The 20,048-nt window shown below is 59.1% G+C and carries 17 protein-coding genes; 6 read left to right on the top strand and 11 right to left on the bottom strand.

Features of this window, described 5'->3' with window-relative positions; translation table 11 throughout:
* Nucleotides 1-213: 213 nt before the first annotated feature.
* Nucleotides 214-399 (bottom strand): DUF4411 family protein, encoded by a 186-nt coding sequence (locus HMPREF3162_RS11940; RefSeq protein WP_070776525.1) that lies wholly within the window; start codon nucleotides 397-399, stop codon nucleotides 214-216.
* On the bottom strand, nucleotides 399-1,424 hold the full coding sequence (locus HMPREF3162_RS00275) for an ImmA/IrrE family metallo-endopeptidase (RefSeq protein ID WP_256282457.1): 1,026 nt from the start codon (nucleotides 1,422-1,424) through the stop codon (nucleotides 399-401). The genes HMPREF3162_RS11940 and HMPREF3162_RS00275 overlap by 1 nt, the downstream gene beginning before the upstream one ends.
* A 710-nt stretch (nucleotides 1,425-2,134) precedes the next feature.
* On the opposite strand from HMPREF3162_RS00275, the gene HMPREF3162_RS11505 reads away from it, so the two are divergent.
* The gene (locus tag HMPREF3162_RS11505; protein ID WP_141759508.1) at nucleotides 2,135-3,628 is read left to right on the top strand and encodes a hypothetical protein; all 1,494 of its coding nucleotides are present in this window, start codon (nucleotides 2,135-2,137) and stop codon (nucleotides 3,626-3,628) included.
* 15 nt (nucleotides 3,629-3,643) lie between these two features.
* Here HMPREF3162_RS11505 and HMPREF3162_RS00270 read toward each other — a convergent pair whose 3' ends face one another.
* The 3 genes from HMPREF3162_RS00270 to HMPREF3162_RS00260 form a co-directional block, all read right to left on the bottom strand.
* Nucleotides 3,644-4,102 (bottom strand): MarR family winged helix-turn-helix transcriptional regulator, encoded by a 459-nt coding sequence (locus tag HMPREF3162_RS00270; protein WP_070776523.1) that lies wholly within the window; start codon nucleotides 4,100-4,102, stop codon nucleotides 3,644-3,646.
* A gap of 64 nt (nucleotides 4,103-4,166) precedes the next feature.
* Entirely contained in the window at nucleotides 4,167-4,889 is a 723-nt protein-coding gene (locus tag HMPREF3162_RS00265) for an alpha/beta fold hydrolase (RefSeq protein ID WP_070776529.1), read from the bottom strand.
* 180 nt (nucleotides 4,890-5,069) lie between these two features.
* Nucleotides 5,070-6,542, bottom strand: a complete 1,473-nt coding sequence (locus HMPREF3162_RS00260; RefSeq protein WP_070776522.1) for a DHA2 family efflux MFS transporter permease subunit — start codon at nucleotides 6,540-6,542, stop codon at nucleotides 5,070-5,072.
* A 241-nt stretch (nucleotides 6,543-6,783) separates the two neighbouring features.
* Between HMPREF3162_RS00260 and HMPREF3162_RS00255 the strand changes: the two genes are divergently transcribed.
* Nucleotides 6,784-8,031: a trans-sulfuration enzyme family protein gene (locus tag HMPREF3162_RS00255; protein ID WP_070776528.1), complete on the top strand. Its 1,248-nt coding sequence runs from the start codon at nucleotides 6,784-6,786 to the stop codon at nucleotides 8,029-8,031.
* A gap of 57 nt (nucleotides 8,032-8,088) precedes the next feature.
* Here HMPREF3162_RS00255 and HMPREF3162_RS00250 read toward each other — a convergent pair whose 3' ends face one another.
* The 3 genes from HMPREF3162_RS00250 to panC all read right to left on the bottom strand — a co-directional run bounded on the left by HMPREF3162_RS00250 (nucleotide 8,089) and on the right by panC (nucleotide 11,653).
* A complete protein-coding gene (locus HMPREF3162_RS00250; RefSeq protein WP_070776521.1) occupies nucleotides 8,089-9,570 on the bottom strand; it encodes an APC family permease in 1,482 nt (493 codons plus the stop codon).
* Between the two features lie 286 nt (nucleotides 9,571-9,856).
* Nucleotides 9,857-10,669, bottom strand: coding sequence for a DUF805 domain-containing protein (locus tag HMPREF3162_RS00245; RefSeq protein WP_070576099.1), 813 nt, complete (start codon nucleotides 10,667-10,669; stop codon nucleotides 9,857-9,859).
* Between the two features lie 90 nt (nucleotides 10,670-10,759).
* Nucleotides 10,760-11,653, bottom strand: coding sequence for a pantoate--beta-alanine ligase (gene panC, locus HMPREF3162_RS00240; protein WP_070576103.1), 894 nt, complete (start codon nucleotides 11,651-11,653; stop codon nucleotides 10,760-10,762).
* A gap of 209 nt (nucleotides 11,654-11,862) precedes the next feature.
* Between panC and efeU the strand changes: the two genes are divergently transcribed.
* The 4 genes from efeU to HMPREF3162_RS00220 all read left to right on the top strand — a co-directional run bounded on the left by efeU (nucleotide 11,863) and on the right by HMPREF3162_RS00220 (nucleotide 16,618).
* Nucleotides 11,863-12,858, top strand: coding sequence for an iron uptake transporter permease EfeU (gene efeU, locus HMPREF3162_RS00235; protein ID WP_070576106.1), 996 nt, complete (start codon nucleotides 11,863-11,865; stop codon nucleotides 12,856-12,858).
* The gene (efeO, locus tag HMPREF3162_RS00230) at nucleotides 12,855-14,105 is read left to right on the top strand and encodes an iron uptake system protein EfeO (RefSeq protein ID WP_070576109.1); all 1,251 of its coding nucleotides are present in this window, start codon (nucleotides 12,855-12,857) and stop codon (nucleotides 14,103-14,105) included. The genes efeU and efeO overlap by 4 nt, the downstream gene beginning before the upstream one ends.
* Entirely contained in the window at nucleotides 14,102-15,397 is a 1,296-nt protein-coding gene (efeB, locus tag HMPREF3162_RS00225) for an iron uptake transporter deferrochelatase/peroxidase subunit (protein WP_070576111.1), read from the top strand. The genes efeO and efeB overlap by 4 nt, the downstream gene beginning before the upstream one ends.
* 90 nt (nucleotides 15,398-15,487) lie before the next feature.
* Nucleotides 15,488-16,618: an aminotransferase class V-fold PLP-dependent enzyme gene (locus HMPREF3162_RS00220; RefSeq protein WP_070776520.1), complete on the top strand. Its 1,131-nt coding sequence runs from the start codon at nucleotides 15,488-15,490 to the stop codon at nucleotides 16,616-16,618.
* A 56-nt stretch (nucleotides 16,619-16,674) separates the two neighbouring features.
* On the opposite strand, the gene HMPREF3162_RS00215 is transcribed toward HMPREF3162_RS00220, so the two are convergent.
* From HMPREF3162_RS00215 to panB, 3 genes are all read right to left on the bottom strand, one after another.
* Nucleotides 16,675-17,880, bottom strand: coding sequence for a CaiB/BaiF CoA transferase family protein (locus HMPREF3162_RS00215; RefSeq protein WP_070576116.1), 1,206 nt, complete (start codon nucleotides 17,878-17,880; stop codon nucleotides 16,675-16,677).
* Nucleotides 17,881-17,978: 98 nt separating this feature from the next.
* Complete coding sequence (locus tag HMPREF3162_RS00210; protein ID WP_070776519.1) at nucleotides 17,979-19,040, bottom strand: threonine aldolase family protein; 1,062 nt, start codon at nucleotides 19,038-19,040, stop codon at nucleotides 17,979-17,981.
* Between the two features lie 13 nt (nucleotides 19,041-19,053).
* On the bottom strand, nucleotides 19,054-20,001 hold the full coding sequence (panB, locus tag HMPREF3162_RS00205; RefSeq protein ID WP_070576121.1) for a 3-methyl-2-oxobutanoate hydroxymethyltransferase: 948 nt from the start codon (nucleotides 19,999-20,001) through the stop codon (nucleotides 19,054-19,056).
* Between the last annotated feature and the right edge of the window lie 47 nt (nucleotides 20,002-20,048).

Raw genomic sequence — 20,048 nt, 5'->3', positions numbered from 1 at the left:
TGCCGCTCACCTGAGAAGGTGAGCGGCACCTCGTTCCTCTGTCGCTTTCTGTGCTTTTCCTCAAGGATTGCGCGCACCACCGGTGGCGTATCAGGTCCTTGTTTAGTGTGTTGTTACGGAAGGAGAAGCGATGCTGATTGTCTTGATGGCCATCGTCATCGGCGCGATCATGGCCAGGTCCCCGATCACGGGAGGTTTGGCAAGGGCAGTGGCCTAACGGAGTCGGCCCGAACACCGGTGAACAGGGGTCGGGAAGGTAACGCTTCGGACTGCCTCGATGCTGCACGCTAATGACTGCAGGTGGGCCTGATGGAGCCAGTCCCAGAATCCAGGTGCAATATCGAAGGCGTAGTAACCGTTCTTAGCTTCGATGAGAACGTTGGCGTCCAGGAGGTACATCAGGCCACTCCCAATTCTGTGGCCAGGTTCTCGAAAGTTGCGTGTTTCTTGGTGCCGAGTAAGCGGTAAGCCTCCCGGTAGGTGGTGGACCCTTCGAAAGTACTGGCGATCACCGCTTGGGCGAATTGGCGGCTAAGCCGAAGTGGCTGCGTGTAGTAGTAGTTGCCGCCGCTGCTTTTGTCGCGGCTAGCCGCGAGAATGCCGATCACACGGTTGTGTTCGTTCTTATAGCGCTCACGATAGTCTTCCCAGGTCAGCAGTTGAGCGTCGAAGATGCGCCTGAGTACCACGAGGGTGCTGACTCGGTATTTTCTGGCAAGGCGTTCTAGCTCTTCGGTATCCGCTTCACCGCGGTAGTCATCGAGGAGCGCAGTAAGCGGAACCAGCACCTCGGCGGCAACTTGGTTGCACCAAAGTTCCTCGGCTGCGCCGTGGCTGGTGGCCATAGCGGCATCGGACAGGGCGCTTGTTCCCAGCCATATGTGAGCCAGTTCGTGGATCAAAGTGAAAATCTGTGCGGCCTTGGTATCAGCGCCATTTACAAAGATCAGAGGTACAAGCGGGTCAGCCAGGGCGAAACCGCGGAACTCTTCGGGGTTGAGTTTGCGATGAGTATTCGCTCCGACCACCCCATTGACCATTACCAGCACACCGATGTTTTCGATGCGATCAATGAGACGGCGCAGGGCATCCTGCCAACTGACAAATGTGCTCCGCTCAGGTAGATCAAAGCCAAGCAATTCACGCATCTTGTCCGCCACGAGCACCGGCGACGCTTGGGTCGTTGCGGAGCCGACAAACTCAGGTGCGACTATGCCGTTGTCTTGCGCATAGGTTCGGTACCAGTCTTGGCGCGCCTGGCACAGGTAGATCGTGTCCAGAAGGTCAGCAGACGGCCGGGGGACAGCAGCGTTTCCGATGGTGCGCATGTCTGGGATAGGCACGTCTTCTGCAGGCGGTTCAGACAGAAACAACAGCCCGAAGGGGGTGTGAGTGTCCGCGGCGAACTTTTCCAGCTGCTTCAATGTCGGAATGCGGGAGCCAGAGAGCCACTCATCGAGTTTGGGCGCACGACGTGCGACAGTTTTGTCGTCCCACCCCGCTCTTTCGACTGCCCACTGGAGCAGATCTGGCGCGACTAATGTGGACAGTCATTCCGTCACCTCCAATTTCCACTTTCAAGTCGAGATCTGGCTCTGGTTAACAGTCTACGTAGGAGCACTGACATGAACCTTGTGGAGTTTGGCGCGGGCGCTCCAAGCTTGGGGATAGGCGATACAGCGTTCACCTTTGGAAAGCCAGAACATGGATGCACTGGTAAGCCGCTTCCGCGGGCCGGGTGTGCCAAAGCGGATGAAGGAAACGCGCTGCTGCGCGGGCTCCGAGAGCAGCACTGGCGAACGTGAGTCGGCCGGGACAACCACATTGGGCCTGTTCCTGGAAAGCTCGTTGCTTGGGATATGGCAACGTTCGGTGGATGGCTGCACGCGTCGCAAGGGCACGCTTCGCCCACTCGGTACCCTAAAGTTCTTGATCACTAACCGGAATCTTTGCAGAGTGTGAATTGATTAGATAAGCGATTGATTGCGAGCGTATAACCAAACCACGTCCTAACCAGAAAAGATAGCGCAATACAAATCCACTAAAAGCTGTTATGTCAGCTGCGGAACAGGTAACATAGAACTAAATAACAAAACTAGAAACTTGGGCCGGAGCTAATAAGTTTAGGAACCGAATGCGACAGAACCGAGATAGTATCAAATCACTCGTAAAGAAGTGGCTCCACCGGTTTGAATGGGATTCAAAACGGATTGGTGCCGGGGCTGACTATAACTGGTATCTAGCCCAAACGGCAGGAATGCTCCCTTCAAGTAGTGAAAAATACTTCAATCAAAAACCAGAGGAAAATTCTGAAAAAGCCAAAGCCGACAGGCGCCGTGTAAACGTCGGCGGAAATGTAGAGCAGCGTACTAACTTGATTGCGTTCATTATTCTGCTGATTCTATTCACAGGCGCCCAAATATGGCTATCGCTGATAAGTCAACTGATACTAAGTGGATCACCTGACACGCCGCGGCTCAAAAATATACTCAGACTAACTGGCAGTGAGGCGTACGGAACTATAGTTACGCTGAACGGAATCGTAGTTACAGCTATCGCGTTGTGGCTAGCGCTTACGGAATCAAAAAATTCGAGGTTGCAAACAACGATCCATGACGTTCTCGTGTCTAAAAGAGAACTGTTGAAGAAGTTTGATAGGTACCTAAAGGTAGCTCCAAGCGGCCTAAATCGCCGTTTGGGTTCAGTGGAATTTTTAAAAAGGCCAAAAGTCCTTAGGCTCCAGGTTCGAAGAGTTCCAGATCGAGAACAGTTAAGAATTCTCAACGAAGATCTTAAAAACATTAATTCACAAGCTGCCGAGTTCGACTTGACGACTGGCATTCTGTTGGGCTCGGTAATCGCTCTATCTGCAAGTCTTACCTTCGTCGGTACTGTCACAGAAGCACTCAGCTACTTTCAGAAAGAAAACGATCATAAACTAGGCCTTATTGCAATATGGGTTGGGTTTGCGTTAATTACATTGCATTGGTTTTTATTTCACGTCGTAAGTCGCGATCTAATGTGGAATCGTGGCGCACTAAAAGATGCCAAATGGGGCGGTGATCGTAGGCGGTCAATGAAGTATATGGTACAGCTTTTATACTTTTATCTGGAGGGGCCTGTGGTGCGTAAACGTCCAATTGTTCATAAGTACTTTGAATCAATATACTTTCATGTAATGGGAAGTGTCGTAGTAGTTTTCATGATTTTTCTTTGTTTCGTTCCAGCACCTGGCCTGCAGGGTTTTGCGCATGTGCAGTGGGTCGCCGCGCTAATGTATCTGGTTATCGGAATTGTATTTCCGAACTTGTGGATCTACTTTGAAGTAAAGAGCGGATCTGTTTTCGTTTCGGCTATCGATACTGGCTCTCTTCGTTGGCGGCGTCGCTTTTTGATGGGCTGTTGTTACTTGCTTAATATTTTCATCCCGGCATTCTGTGCTCTTCTGGCACCTTATCCCAGCTATTATTGGTGGTACTTATGGTGGAATCCCGCTTTTAGTGTTTGCACATTCTGGTTATCACGCCGGATTCTGTTTGAACTAAGTTCGCGCCGGTTAGCGCGGTCGGTGTCTTCGTTTCTTTCAGATATCGAGTCTCGCGCGGCGCAGCAGTTGCATTCTAAGTAATCGTTCAGGATTGGGTTACGTATTATGCATGCGCTTCGAAAGAGCGCGTTGAACGTTTGTGCCAGCGATTATGTTCCTCAGCAACTCAATTGCCGGGGTAGGGTCGCTGTCTCCAATTGCCTCGTTGATCAGCGTATACAGCTCATTCTCAATGGCAATAACCTGTTCGCAGACACCATGCCCAGCTTCCGTCAGTGAAAGCACCACGCTGCGCCGATCGTTCTCAGCCACGGCGCGGTCAATAAAGCTCTTTTCCACAAGCTTATCCACAAGTCTGCTGGGGCTCTGCCCGCTGTCGCACACAAGCAGCTCACCCACTTCACGCAAGGTCAGTGGCTGGTGCACTTGGACGATTCGCAACACTTCGGACTGTGAAGGCGTCAGCCCCAATGGCCGCAGTCCTTGTGCTAACACCCGGTTGCCCTCGCGCTGGGCAGCAAGAATCAAGTATCGAAGCTCTTCTGCAGCCTCCATAAGACACCGCCTTCCTTTCAGTCCTCTGAACAGCGACTAAGTCTGCAACCCCTACAGCTTTAACCTACAGCGATTCCCGACTGACGAAGTTTGCGACCGCTTGCGCATAGCTTTCGGGGTGGCTGAACCGAAACATGTGTCCAGTTCTTTCAAGAACCTGCTCTCGCGCGTGCGGTATTCCCTCCCGCAGAACCCGGGCAGCGTCATCACCGATCAGGGTGTCATGTGATGGCGTCAGTATAAGTGTCGGCACATTGACCCGGCTCAGCTGCTCGGTGTAGTCAGCGGCGACGACCGCCCTCACGCGCGCCCCGAATGACTCTGCTGGCGTGTTCTCCAAGAACAGCTTCCTACTGTCGCGCTTTGGCCACGGCACCTGACCCTCGAAATCGTGCGGTGAGGACAAACGGTGTGCGTGGACCCGCAGTACAAGGTGTCTGTACGCTGCACCGTGCAACCGGGCCATAGCAAGCATCACGTTCTTCGACAGGGCTGAGGACAGCGGGTTAGCCGCAAAGCCTCCCGACATCACAAGACCGGTAAGCCCTTCCGGCTGGCGAACAGCAAGCGCTAGGGCGATATTCGCTCCGAAAGAATCGCCAACCAATATGTAGTCATCAAGGCCAGCAACGTCAGCAGCAAGGACATCCGCGTACCGCTCAATGTCGTCAACCCCTTCGGGCAAAGCGGGGGAGAGGCTGGGATAGCCAGCAAGTGCAGTAAGCCTCTCGGTGTTCCAGGGCGCGCCGGAAAAGCAGGGGACATAGACAAGCGTGGGTAACTCCATAATCACATCGTATGACATAGATGTCACGACATCTAAATCACACGCGATGCCGGCCCTGACCACAGCACCCACCGCCGGGCTCCGTTCCCCAACACAAAGAACGAGGCGCCACACACCACACCCTTCCTCCCCGTCTTCCGGCGGGGTCGGGTGGCAGCGGCGCCTGTTCGGCCGATGGTGTCAGCTGACAGTTTGCTCTTCGAGCTCCACGCGCTCGCGTTCGCGTTCCTGCGTGGGGACGCGGCGTATGAAAAATGCTGCGATGAGCGCTCCGAGTGCTACGAAACCACACGTGATGAAAGCGGCACCCGCACCATCGGCGTGTGCGCCCTGTTCGGAAAGGCCAGAACTGAGTGCACGGGCCTGAGCGGAACCGTAAATCGAGATCATGAGCGCGGTGCCGGCAGCACCGGCCAGCTGCTGCATCGTGTTGAAGATGGCCGAACCGTGACCGTACAGCTGCTTTGGCAGCGAACCCAGTGCCGTGGTCATGACGGGTGTGAAGATCATGGCCAAGCCAACTGCGAAAGCCGTGAAGATCACAGCAATAAACCACGGGCTGGTGTTCCCGCTGACGGCAGCCAATACGAACATGCTGATCACTGCAATCAGCATGCCGGGAATCAGCAGCGGTTTGGGGCCGAAACGGTCAAACAGGCGCCCCGCAATGGGAGAGAGCGCGGATTCCAGGATGCCGCCGGGCAAGGTGATAAGTCCGGTAACAAGTGCGGTGGCCATCAGTCCGCCCTGGATGAACAGAGGCAGAGTGTTCATGAGTCCCAGCAGGGCTGCGAAGAAGCCCATCATGGCAAGAAGGCACAGGGTGAAGTTGAGGTTGGTCAGCGGGCGCAGGTCAAGAAGCGCGTTGCCGTGTTTGCCGCGCACAATCTGGCGCCATACAAACAGCGCAAGACCGATGATGCCGATGACCAGGATGGTTACCGGGGTGCGTGCCTCCGGCCCACCAGCCGTGATCACGCTGATCGAGCTCAAACCGTAGACCAGGCCACCGAAGGCGAATACAGACAAGATCATGGACAGCACGTCAATGCCTTCGGAGGTGCGTTCGCTGGCGTTGGTCAGTTTGACGGCGCCGATAATCGTTGCGATAGCCACCAGCGGCACCATGATGGTGAAGATTCCGTGCCAGCTGGTCACACTGAGAATCAGACCGGCAACCGTTGGGCCAAGGGCGGGCGCAGCCGCCATGACTACACCGATCAGACCCATGATGGTGCCGCGCCGGTTGGCCGGAACCATGTGCATTGTGACGGTCATGAGCAGCGGCATGATGATCGCGGTGCCGATTGCTTGGGCAACGCGGGCAAGCAGCATGATCACAAAGTTTGGTGCGAGCGCTGCGCCGATCGTGCCGACCAGGAAGATGATGGTGGCGAAGAAGAACACCGATCGTGTGGTGAACCTGCCCAGAATCCATCCGGTTGTGGGCAGCACGATCGCCATGGTCAGAAGGAATCCGGTGAGGAACCACTGAGCCAGGTCCGCACCGATCCCCAGATCTTTCATGATGGACGGAAGCGCAACCGCGACGGTGGTTTCGTTCAACACCATGACGAATGCGGTTGACACAAGAACGGTGAGGACCCATTTCACCGTCGACGGAATAACAGCGTTTGGTGACGTTTCAGGCACGTTGAATAAGCCTTCAGTTTGGACGGCCCCGTGACGCGGGGTGATGGCGGCTGCAGAAAGAAAAGGGGCAGCATTCGGATGCTAACAAGACTTCCACTCGGCCCGTAAGTTACGTGATGCGCTTCTTAGACAGTGGCAGGGTGGCGGCTTAGACCGCTGCACGGGGCTTCCCCGGTCCCTGTGTGACGAAACCATGTACAGAAGACCACCGGAAATCACCACCGAGCTTTATCGTGAGCGCATGAGCACGCACACACCCCAATCTTTCCAGCCCCGAGCCAAACGTCCCGACAAATCCGACCCCTCAAGTCTCGACTTCACGACTCAGGCGGTGCACGTCGGCAACGAGATTGATCAAGGTTCGGGTGCCATTCGCACGCCGATTGTCTTGGCGAACTCCTACGCTCTGCCCGAGGACCCATCCAACGTCAGCTGGTCCGGCACCGATGTCCCGCTTTACACCCGCAATTCGGGTGCTAACCAGCTGGCTCTGCAGCAGAAACTGGCAGCACTCGAAGGCGGCGAGGATGCTGTCGCGCTCGCCTCAGGTGTTGCCGCTTTGCATGCGGTGTTCTTCAGCTATCTCAAGTCAGGTGACCACATTGTCGTTGCCGATGTCACCTATGAGGCCACATGGCGCCTGTTCAAAGAACTGCTGCCGCAGAAGTACGGCATTGAGGCAACGTTCGTTGTCGCGAGCGACCCCAAAGAAGTCGAAAGCGCCATTCGCCCGAACACACGCTTGGTGCACGTTGAGGTCATCGCGAACCCGACAACCAAGATCACTGACATCCCGAAGAGTGCGGACATTGCCCACAGGGCCGGTGCCCTGTTGGTGGTTGATTCGACGTTCACCCCGCCACCCCTGTACCGCCCGCTGGAAGACGGTGCGGACTTGGTTGTGCACTCGCTGACTAAGTACATCAACGGTCACGGCGACGCGATGGGCGGCGCCGTCATCGGCAGCCGCGAAGCCATCCGTCCCATCAAACATGACGCGATGGTCGATGTCGGCGGCATCATCTCGCCATTCAACGCGTGGCTGATCAACCGCGGTTCGATCACCCTGCCGCTGCGGCTTCGCCAGCACCTGGACTCCGCCCAGAAGGTGGCCGAGTTCCTCGACGCTGATCCTCGAGTTGCCTACGTCGCCTACCCGGGTCTGAAGTCGCACCCACAGCATGAGGCCGCCACACGCCTCTTCGGAAACCGCGGCTTCGGCGGTGTTCTGGCCTTCGCTGTTGAAGGAGATTCCGACACCCAGAACCGCTTCGTGGCGAATCTGCGCGTGGTCACCTCCGCGGTATCGCTCGGACATGACGAATCGCTCATCGTGCACGTCGGCACCGACGGTCCTCGCGTTGCCGCCTACCCGCCCGAGTTCCAGAAGTGGGGTCACCTGCGGTTCTCGGTCGGCCTGGAAGCAGCCGAGGACATCATCGGCGATCTCGCAGCGGCTCTCGATGCCACCTTCGGCCCCGTTTCCTGACTGACAAAGCACGAGGTGCCGCTCACCTTCTCAGGTAAGCGGCACCTCGTGTGTTGGTCAGCGGTGGGACTCGCGACCGAGTTTCTTCAGAAGCTCAGCTTCGGCGTCTGGTCCGGCCTTAACCCCGCCGGGCAGGCGAACCATGAGCGCGATCCCAACGGCCAGCCACAAGCCGAACATCAGCCATGACGGCCATTCAAGCTGTGCCGACCACGGGGTGACCGGCAGGTACAGCAGGAATAGGAACAGACACAGCACAGCCGAGATAACACCGATGACAATGCCGCCGTTGCCCTTGCCGCCAACGCGCATGGGGCGTTCCATCTCAGGTTCCTTCTTGCGCAGCTGCACGAATGCAATCGACACGAGGAAGTAGGTAATGACAATCATCGGCGAACCGGCATCAACAACCCAGCCGAGCATTGCCGAACCGAGGAACGGCGCAACAACCGACAGCGCACCGATGAACAGCAGTGCGTTGATCGGGGTGCGGTAGGTGGGGTGAATCTTGCCGAACCACGCCGGCAGCATGCCCGACTGAGCAAGAGCCCACATCAGACGGGACGCACCCATGAGGAACGCGTTCCAGCTGGTGATGATGCCGGCCAGACCACCGGCGATGACAATCTTGCCCCACGTGGGATGACCCAGCATGGCTGAAAGCGCATCGGCTGTGACCAGACCGCCGTCGGCGTTGAGCACGGCAATGTCACTGTGGGGCATTGAAATCGAGGTGGTGAAGATGATGACAACGTACCAGGCGGCTGCCATGAGCACGGCCAGAACAACGAGCTTGCCGATCTGACGCGGTTTGACGTTGATCTCTTCAGCAGCCTGCGGCAGCACGTCGAAGCCCACAAAGAGGAACGGCACGGTGGTCAACACCAGTGCGAAGCCGGTGAAGCCTCCGGAGAACCACGGTTCGACATGCTTCATTTCACCGCCGACACCCGCACCGGTGACCAGCAGCAGACCGACAATCAGCAGGAACGAAACAACGAACGTCTGCACGAGGGATGCAACCTTCACACCGCGGATGTTGATGTAGGTCAGAACAATCGCAGTGACAACGCCGATGAGCGCCCAGGTCAGATACACATCGAAGCCAGCAACATTCCAGAGGAAGATCTTTTCAATGTCCGGCAGCAGATAAAGCGCGGTCTTCGGCACTGCTACGGCCTCGAACATGACCACCGTGATGTAGCCGCCGACAATGCACCATGAACCGATCATCGACAGTTTCGGCCCCATAGCGCGCATGAGGTAGTTGTGTTCACCGCCTGCAAGCGGCATGGCAGCCACGAGTTCGGAGTACACAACACCGACAAACGCCATGATGACGCCACCGCCGGCAAACGCCAGAAGAGCGCCCATGGTCCCCGCCTGCTCGATCCAACCGCCAGCCAGAACAATCCAGCCGAAGCCGATCATGGCGCCGAAGCCCACGAACAGCGCATCGAGTCGGCCCATGGCTTTCTTGAAGATGGAGTCGTGGGAAACCTGTGTGTAGCTTCCCGCCTGTTGTTCCGGCGCGTTCATGCTGTCTCCTTTGTCAGCGGCCCTCGCACGCAAGTGCGACGAGTCCGAGGGTCTGTGGAACTGTGCCCAGCAAGAATAAAGCCTTTTATGTTCAAAATCACATTGTGCTTACACGGCCCCGTCAAAAACCATGCAGCATTCGCCACGGGATCAGAGCAGATCCGCACCCAAGAGCGGGCAGCACGCAACGAGAGAACCGGCCAACAACACGCTGGGGGCGCCAGTGCTTCAGCACGCTGGCGCCCCCAGTCCTCATCGATTCAGCGATGTGTTCAGTTTGCGTGTGTCAGTCGCCGGTCGTGTCTTCCCATTCTGGGCGGCGTGCTTCCGGCTTGGTTTCCAGCGCGCACATGACCAAGACGACGATGCTGACAACGAGGCTGATGAATGTCAGTGCGCCGGGGAATCCGGCATCCTGCAGGCGCCGCCAGCCGACTGACAGCGACGGAATCATCACGGCGAGGCTGAACAGAACGACTGCGCCCCAAATGAGGAACACGAAGATGCCGGCGATTCCGGCCCCCATGGCGGCGGCGTCGGGGTTCGAGGCTGTCGCTGCTGAAACCGCGATGACGATCTGGATGATGATCACAGCGAGCATGGGAACCAGCATGATGACGCCGTTGATCAGCTGCGGCCACCAGTACTCGGATTTCGAAGCGTATCCGGAAAACCGGAAGGACTTCTTCCAGAAGCGCTTGTACGCCTCCATCATGGAAACGCCATAAACCGGTTGGCTGAGCGGAAGCGGCATTCCCTGCGCGCGGTAGTCATCAGCTGTCAGCAGCTGAGGTGCCGGCTGGCCGTAGGCTGCATTCGCACCGAACGGGCCGGGCTGGGCAAAGGGGTCCTGCTGGCCGGGCTGGCTGTAGGCACCTGGATGCTGGGCGCCGGGCTGGCTGTATGCGCCAGGTTGGCTGTAGGGAGTCTGTCCGCCGTATGCGCCAGGCTGCGATGGCTGGTTCGGCTGTTCATACGCACCTGGCTGGCTGTAGGGGTCCTGCTGACCGTACCGGTCTTGCGGGTTGTTCTGGCCGGCGTCGTTCTGCTGATTGAAGTCCGGATTGTAGGGGTCGTTGCTGCCTGGGTAGCTGCTCATAGTCTTTGCTTTCTTAGGTGTCCCGGCCAGTGTGGTGAGGTTCTAAGGTCAGCGGCCGGAGCATAACCAGCAACCATTATGCCGATGCCGTCAAGCTTGGCTTTCAGAAGAGGACCGACTGTCTGCAGGCGCGGGAATCATCATGTTGTCAATCAGCCGGACCGGCCCGACGTGAGCGGCAATGAGCGCTAGAGCGGGCAGCTGCTCGGTCACCTCGAGCGTTGCCGGATTGACCAGGGTCAGGTAGTCAAGGGTGACTCCCTCTGTGCTGTTGACTTCTTCGCGCAGCCGGTCGAGGTGGAGCTCACCACCGGCTTCGGCACGTTCGGCAAGTTCTGTGAGCACGCGGGACAGGATAAGCGCGGCTTCGCTTTCCTCCGGGGTCATCCGCTGGTTGCGACTGGACATGGCAAGGCCCTTGAGGCTGCGTTCCGTAGGGACCGGCTCAATCTCAACGTCGATGTCGAGGTCGGCAACCATGCGCTTGACGATCATGAGCTGCTGGGCATCCTTCTGTCCGAAGTACGCGTGCAGCTGTGCTGGGGAGCTGAAGATGTTGAACAGCTTCGCCACGACCGTCGTCACACCATCGAAGTGCCCGGGACGCGACGCGCCTTCAAGAACGCGCCCCATGTTTCCTGCTGTCACGGAAACCAGCGGACCGTCCGGGTAACCGGGATACATTTCTTCGACACTGGGGGCGAAGACAAGGTCAATACCGGCACGATCGAGCACCTCGATATCAGCTTCCAGGGTGCGCGGATAGTTGTCGTAGTCCTCAGCATCGTCGAACTGCAGAGGGTTGACGAAGATCGATGCGGCAACAACGGAATTGCCCTGGGCGGCGCGGAACAGCGCTTCGTGGCCCGAATGCAGCGCACCCATCGTGGGAACGAGGCCGACAGTGTCGCCGTCTCGTTCGCGCAGCAGACGCTGCAGAGCAGCGCGCAGCTCTTTCACGGTGCGGGCAACGACAACAGACATACAACCTCCCAGGCACAGTCGGCGTTCAACCAGCCGCACCAATGGTAGACCCGCGGCGGAATGGTGCAGAAGACATGCAAATAGGGGTATATTAGGTGAGCCTTACCTCATTACCACTGAAAAGTCTTGCGTAATGCTGATGCGCGGTGGTGAAACAGGCAGGGTTTTGTGAGAACACAGCGAATACCGCTGCCCGATAAAAGGACACCATGTTTCTAGCCGCTCTGCTCATCGGCCTGCGCGAAGGCCTTGAGGCCGCGCTCATCGTGAGCATCCTCATCGCCTACGCTCGCAAGTTGGGCCGTGATGATCTGCGCCGCCGAATCTGGTTCGGCGTCGTCTCAGCAGTCATCCTGTCGGCCGTGCTCGGCGCAGTATTCACGTTCGGTCGCTCCCGCTTGAGCTTCAAAGCGCAGGAAATCATCGGCGGATCAATGTCCCTGCTGGCAGTCGTCATGATCACCGCCATGGTCGTATGGATGGTCACCAGCGGCCCCAAACTGAAGAAAAGCCTCGAATCCGGGGTTGACGCCGCAGTCACGGCGGGCAGCGGGACAGCGCTGACCGTCCTCGCATTCGTCTCAGTTGCACGCGAAGGCATCGAAACAACCCTCATCCTGTGGGGCTGGACCGACACCGTCACCGCGCTCGCCGGCGCATTCCTCGGCATAGGCCTAGCCGTTCTTATGGGTTGGGGACTGTTCAAGGGAGTCCTCAAGATCGACCTCGGCAGGTTCTTCACCTGGTCGGGAGCATTCCTGCTCATCGTGGCCGGAGGAATCCTCGCTTACGGCATCCACGACCTGCAGGAAGCCGCCGTTCTGCCCGGACCGTTCTCCGGCGCCCCCATCAGTCCGACACACCCCCGTACGGGAGAAGTCCTCACCGGATTCGCGGACTACCCCTTCTGGGGTGCGGCGTTCCCCTTCGGATGGGCCTTCGACTTCTCCGATTCCTTCGCCCCGGACAGCTTCATCGCCGCACTGCTCAAAGGCACAGTCGGCTTCGTACCGCAGATGAGCTGGCTGGAAGTCACAGCCTGGTTCATCTACATGGTCCTGGTCATCCCACCTTTTGTGCGTCGAACCCTGGGCACCCGCAGGGCAAAGAAAAAGCGCATCGAAGACGCGAAAACGGCCAACCCGAAGACAAACACCCAAGACGAGCGGCACCTCGTCAGCTCATCAGAACAAGGAGAATCATGAAGAAAACCGGCCTTGCCTTGGCGGTCATCGCTGGAACCGCCCTGCTGAGCGCGTGCGAACCAGCAGCAGACGGCGACAGCATCAGCGTGAGCGCAGCCGACGACAAGTGCGACGTCTCAGCAGATTCTGCCGACAGCGGCACACGCACCTTCAGCATCGAGAACACCGGCACCAAGGTCACTGAGTTCTACATCCTCGGCGACGACGGCCTGCGCGTTGTGGCAGAAAAAGAGAACATCGCGCCGGGCTCAACAGCCGACCTCACCGTCTCACTGCAGCCGGGCGACTACTTCACTGCATGCAAACCCGGCCTGCGCGGCGCAAACATCGGCCAAACAGACTTCAAGGTCACCGGCGAAGCAGTCGAAGTCTCCGGCAGCGACAAAGAGCTGTTCGACAAAGTCGTCGCCGACTACGTCAAGTTCGTCCAAAAGGAAACCGGGGAACTCGAACCCAAGGTCGAAAAGTTCGCTGACGCCTACGCGGCTGGCGAAGACGAAAAAGCGCGGGACCTCTTCGCATCGACCCGCGTGCACTACGAACGGATCGAGCCGATCGCAGAAGCCCTGGGAACACTGGACCCGCGCATCGACTACCGCGAAGTCGACTACCTGGCAGAAGAAGATCAGCTGAAGAAAGACGACCCCGAAATCAAGGAGTGGACCGGCTTCCACCGCATGGAAAAAGACCTGTGGGAGCCGAAGAAGGGCGACCGCAACTCCGACGGCTCTGACGCATTTGAAGCCTGGAAGCCCAGTACCCCAGAGGACCGGAAGCGAATCGCTGACGCGCTGAAGTCCGATGTCAAGAAACTCAACGAAACCGTCAACGACAAAAACTTCATCAAAGACAACCAGATCGACGTCGACACCGTCTCCAACGGAGCCTCCGGTCTGCTCGAAGAGGTTGCCGTGTCCAAAGTGACCGGCGAAGAAGACTGGTGGTCCCACACCGACCTTTACGACTTCGCTGCGAATATCGAAGGATCGCGCATTGCGTTTGACCTCGTTCGCCCCATCGCCGAATCCAAAGGCGAAGAAGGCAAAAAGCTCGCAGACGAAATCGACACAGAATACGGAGAGCTCGAAGACCTGCTGGGCGAATACGGCAGCCTCGAAAAGGGCTTCCCCAGCTACGCGACCGTAAACGCCGAACAGCAGGCCGAACTCACCGCTCAGATCGACGAGCTGCGCGAACCGCTGTCCAAGCTCACCGGAACGGTGCTCGGCATCGAGGAAAGCGAATGACCGGCGAGGACGCCCAACCAGACGGCGGCGGTGCGAACACGCTGAGCCGCCGAGGACTCCTGGGAGTCTTCGGCGGCGGGGCGGCCGGGGCGGCAATTGCCGCAGGTGCGGTATACGCCAGCACCCGAGCACAGCACCAAGAAGAGACACCCGGCGATCTCATCTACGACTTCGACGGCAAACACCAAGCCGGGATCGTCACCCCGGCCCAAGACCGCATGCACTTCGCAGCCTTTGACCTCACAGAAAAGGCTGAGCGCGATGATGTCATCGAACTCCTTCAGAAATGGACGAAAGCCGCCCGCCGGCTGACGATGGGCGGCGACGTCACCGCCAAGGGCGCCTTCGGCGGGGGAGAACTCTTCCCACCGGACGATTCAGGTGAAGCCGTCGACCTCAGCGCATCAGGGCTGACACTGACCTTCGGCTTCGGACGCACGCTGTTCACAGACGAAAAAGGGAAAGACCGGTTCGGGCTGAAGAAGCACATGCCCGAAGAATTCGCGACCATGCCGGTGATGGTCAACGACTTCATAAACGCTGAACGCTCCCACGGCGATCTGTGTGTTCAAGCCTGCGCGGATGACCCCCAGGTGGCCGTCCACGCAATCCGCAACCTCACTCGCATAGCCGTCGGAACAGCACGTCTGCGCTGGTCACAGCTGGGCTTCGGCCGAACCTCATCAACCACACAAGACCAGAAAACGCCGCGGAACCTCTTCGGTCAAAAAGACGGAACCGCCAACATCAAAGCCGAAGACGGCGCAGCACTGGACGAACACGTGTGGATCAGCTCAGGACCAACCTGGACCCACGGCGGTTCCTACCTCGTGGCCCGCCGCATCAACATGACAATCGAAGTGTGGGACACCCTGCAGCTGGGCGAACAGGAACGCGTGACCGGCAGGGACAAAGCAGAAGGCGCACCCCTGACCGGCGGGGGAGAATTCAGCGAACCGGACTTCACCGCAAAAGACGAACGCGGCCGTCCCGTCATCGACGAACGCTCCCACGTGTTCCGCGTCCACCCGAAGAACAACGGGGGAGTGCGCATGCTGCGCCGCGGCTACAACTTCGTCGACGGCAATGACGAACAGGGCCGACTGGATGCGGGACTGTTCTTCATCGCATTCGTCAACAGCCCCGAACGATTCGCACGCGTGCACAAGAACATGGCGCGCGACGACTTGTTCGTGGAATACCTCAAGACCACCGGCACGGGAACCTACCTTGTTCCTCCCGGTGTCAGCGCAGACCAGTACATAGGGCAGGGCCTGTTCGAATCGAACTGAACCGCACAGCCCGGATGACCACACGGATCCCGAGGTGCCAAGCGGGTAGGGACAGGCACCTCGGGAGTTGCGCGGCGGTACGCTGGAGACATGAGTTTGCCACGCGAAGACGTTGACCCGGGCGGCCTGCAGGAATTCTCGGTGGTGTTCACCGACCGGGCCGTCAACCACATGTCCCAGAAGTTCGTCGACGCAATGCAGGAGTTCTACGGCCTGCTGCGTGAAACCTACAGCGCAGACGCGGCTGTCGTCATCCCCGGCAGCGGTTCCTTCGGCATGGAATCGGTTGCCCGCCAGTTCATGGAGGGCCAGCCCACGCTGATCGTGCGCGACGGATTCTTCAGCTACCGCTGGACGCAGATCATCGAAATGGGCAAACTGACCGACCACGAAGTCGTGTCCGCTGTCGCCTCTGACGATTCAGCCACACCCGCTTTCGCCCCGCCTGCAGTCGACCAAGTGGTCGACGCGATCAAACAGCAGGGCTCGAAAGTCGTTGCCGCAGCACACGTGGAAACCGCGTCCGGCATCGTGCTGACCGACGAATACATCAAGGCGCTCGCCGATGCCGTTCACGAACAGGGCGGACTCTTTGTTCTCGACTGCATTGCCTCCGGAGCGCTGTGGGTCGACATGCGGGAACTCGGCGTTGACGCGCTCATCTCCGCACCCCAGAAGGGTTGGAGCGGCTGGCCCGGCATGGCCTACGTCATGTTGAGCGAACGCGCGCTCGCCCGCCTGGAAAAAACCGAATCCAGCAGCTTCTCCATGGACCTGAAGAAGTGGCACACCGTGTCGGAAACCTACCGCGCCGGCAAGCACATGTACCACGCGACTATGCCGACCGACGCCATGCTGCACAACCTCGAAATCATGCGCGAAGCCAAAGAACGCGGACTGGACAAGATCATGCGCCAGCAGATCGAACTCGGTGAGCGCGTCCGCGCAGGGCTGACTGAGCGCGGCTACCGGTCCGTTGCCGCCGAAGGCTGGGAAGCTCCGTCGGTAGTTGTCGTCTACACCGACGACCCACAGGAACAGTCCGGTGCGAAGTTCAAGGCCGGTGACCTGCAGGTGGCTTCCGGAGTTCCGCTCAAAGTAGGCGAACCCGAAGACTTCAGCACTTTCCGCCTGGGACTTTTCGGCCTCGACAAATGGGACGACGTCGAAGGCACCGTGGAGCGCCTGCTGGACGGAATCGACAAAGCCCGCACAAGCTGAGGCCAGTCAAGCGTGATGGTGTGCGCCGCCCAGTGACCAACGGCGCACATTTGTCTTCACACTGTGCCGGAGTCGTGCATCTTAGCGATCTGTTCGGCAGTGAATCCGAACTGTGCGAGGACTTCGTCGGTGTGTTCGCCCAGTGCCGGAGGTGCTGTGGCATCGGCGCTGTCTTCGACAAGCGGGCTGCGCACCATCGGCACCGAACCGTAGTGCCCATCGGCTTCGATCTTGATTCCCCGGTGCTTGACCTGCGGATCTTCGAAGACCTTGTCCATGGTGTTGATCGGCCCAAAGGGCACACCGGCTTCGTCGAGAACGTGCGTCCAGTAGTCCATGGTCTTCTGCTTCATAATCTGGGCGACGATCGGCCGCAGATCGCCGATCAGCCGAATGCGATCGCGGTTGAACTGGAAACGGTCGTCCCCGCGCAGCAGTTCGAAGTCGGGCAGTTCAGTCAGTCGTCGGTACTGTTCGTCGTTGCCCACACCCAGGATCATGTGGCCGTCGGCAACTTCGAAAACGTCATACGGGGCGACATTGGGGTGCGAGGTGCCGGTCTGGGCTGGTGGCACACCCCCGACTAGGTAGTTGGATGCCTGGTTGGCGTTGAGTGCAACCGAAACATCAGCCAGCGTGACATCGATGCGCTGGCCCTTGCCGGTGCGTTCACGTTCGTGGAGGGCCGCAAGGATGGCGGTTGTGGCATACATGCCGGTCATGAGGTCAATGATGGCGACACCGGCGCGAATGGGCCCGGCGCCTTCTTCGCCCTGCGCCCGTCCGGTGTAGCTCATAAAGCCGCTCATGCCCTGAAACACGTAGTCATAGCCGGGGTTTTCAGCTTTCGGGCCGGTGGGTCCGTAGCCGGTGATGGACACCCAGATGAGCTCTGGGTTGATTTCGCGCAGGTCGTCGTAGTCCAAGCCCAGGCGAGCCAGCGAACCGGTCTTGTAGTTCTCAACAACCACATCGGCATCTTTCGCCAGCCGTTTGATGACGTCTTTGCCTTCTTCGGAGCGGAAGTTGACGGTGATGGACTTCTTGTTGCGGTTGGCCGCAATGTAGTAGGCCGAATAGCCGTCTTCGGGGGTTGTGCCCTCAAGGTAGGGAGGACCCCAGCTGCGGGTGTCATCACCGGGACCGGGCCGTTCAACCTTGATGACGTCAGCACCGAGGTCAGCGAGGTTCTGTGTGCACCACGGTCCTGCCAACACCCGGGAAAGGTCGAGAACTGTGATGTCCTGCAGTGAATTCTTCATCCGGCCCTAACACTCCTTAGCTCTGCGGCGAACACTTTCGCAGCCCGCGCTGCCGCTTATATGTCCCGCCCCATCGTATGTGGTGGCGTGGATCACTTTCAGGCCCGGTGTGCTGCCAACCGTTCAACCAGCATGTCGATGGCGTGATCCGGTGTGTCCCACGCGCACATAAAGCGATGGCCGCTGGGAACAGCCGGCCAGGCGTAGAACAGAAGCCCTGCGGCGTGGGCAGCCTGGGCGACTTCAGGGTCGATCTGGGCGATGACGGTGTTGGCCTGCACTTGCGTGGGCACCGTGAATCCGGCATCCGAAAGCTTCTGCGCCAGCCGGACCGCCTGCCGGTTGGCGTGCTGTGCATTGCGCTTCCAGAGATCGCCTTCGAACATGGCCAGCAGCTGTGCCGACTGGTAGCGGGCTTTAGAGGACAGCTGCAGCAGCACTTTGTGCAGATAGTCAATGCCGGAAACCCGGTCGGGCTGGAGCACCAGAACGGCCTCTGCACTCATGGCGCCGTTCTTTGTGGCGCCCAGGGACACGATGTCAGCCCCGGCCACCATGTCGGCCAAGGCGGCATCACAGCTGACTGCAGCGTTGGCCAGCCGCGATCCGTCCAGGTGAACGGCCATGTCAAGTTCGTGAGCGGTGTGGGCAACCGCCTGGAATTCTTCTGGTGAATATACGGTGCCCAGTTCAGTGGAGTTGCTGACCGAAACTGCGCAGCTTTGAGATTCGTGGATAAATGCCCGGTTGGATGCTGCAGCCCGCACGGCCTCCGGTGTGATCTTGCCGGCCTCGGTCTGTGCGGGCAGGATTTTGAGCCCCGCCGTGATTTCCGGCGCGCCGGTTTCGTCGGTGTTGATGTGCGCGGTGGGTGCGGCAATCACACTGCCCCAGCGTGGAACGACGGATGACAGCGACAGCAGGTTGGCCCCTGTTCCGTTGAAGACGGGGTAGATGAGGGCCTGCTGGCCGAAGGTGTCGCGCGCCCACGCTCGCAGCCGCTGCGTGTAGGGGTCGTCGCCGTAAGCGGGCACGTGTCCGCCGCTGACCCGCTTGAGCGCGTCGAGGACTTCCGGGTGGGCTCCCGCGTAGTTGTCCGACCCGAAGTGATAGACGCTCGGGTCGTGGGATGTCAGTTCAGGGGAATTGAGCTTTGCCATGTCCGTCCTGCAATCACTCGAGAAAGCTGTGTTCTTCGGATGGGAAGCTGCCGTCGGCCACTTCGGATGCGTATTCGACCGCGGCTTCGCGCAACAGAGAACGGGCATCGGCGTATTTCTTCGTAAACCGCGGTGTCCGGCCGGAGCCCATGCCCGCAAAGTCAGTCCAGACGAGCACCTGAGCGTCGCAGTCCGGGCCCGCGCCGATCCCCACGGTGGGAATGCGCAGCGCTTCTGTGACGGCGCGGGCTGCAGCCACCGGCACCATTTCCAGGACGACTGAGAACGCACCGGCTTCCTGCAGCGCCAGCGCGTCAGAAACGAGTTTCTGCACTGCGGCATCGCCGCGACCCTGCACGCGATAACCGCCCAGACCGTGTTCGGACTGCGGTGTGAAGCCCAGGTGCGCCATGACGGGGATTCCGGCGTCGGTCAGCAGTTTGACGGTTGGGGCCATCTGCACTCCGCCTTCGAGTTTGACCGCGTGGGCAAGACCCTCTTTCATCAGGCGGACAGCGGAATGGAAGCCCTGTTCAGGGCTGGCCCCGTAGGACCCAAAGGGAAGATCCGCCACAACCAGCGTGTGCGGCGCAGCTTCCACCACAGCCCGCGTCAGCGGGATCAACTGGTCGAGTGTGACAGGCAGGGTTGTGGAATAGCCGTACACGTTGTTGCCCGCGGAATCGCCCACGAGCAGGGCGGGGATCCCGGCTTCGTCAAAAATGTTGGCCGTGAATTGGTCATAGGAGGTGAGCATGGCCCACTTCCGACCTTCGTCTTTCATACGCTGCAGGTGCACAATCCGGGTGCGCCTGCGCGGCTGCTGTGCCTGTTCCGCGCCTCCGGGGGCGGGGGAGGCACCACCTGCCGAGGCGCCCTCGGCTTCCCGCTTCTGACTTCCGGGGGCCGGGGCTTGGCCGCCGTAGGGGTTCGGCTGTTCCTCTGCGCTCTGAGCGTTCATGGCCCTAACCATAGTCGGGGGCTCAGACATGAGCTCAGAGACTGACA

Source organism: Brevibacterium sp. HMSC07C04 (assembly GCF_001815905.1).
Lineage (GTDB): Bacteria > Actinomycetota > Actinomycetes > Actinomycetales > Brevibacteriaceae > Brevibacterium.
This window is presented reverse-complemented; position numbering and strand designations above follow the sequence as displayed.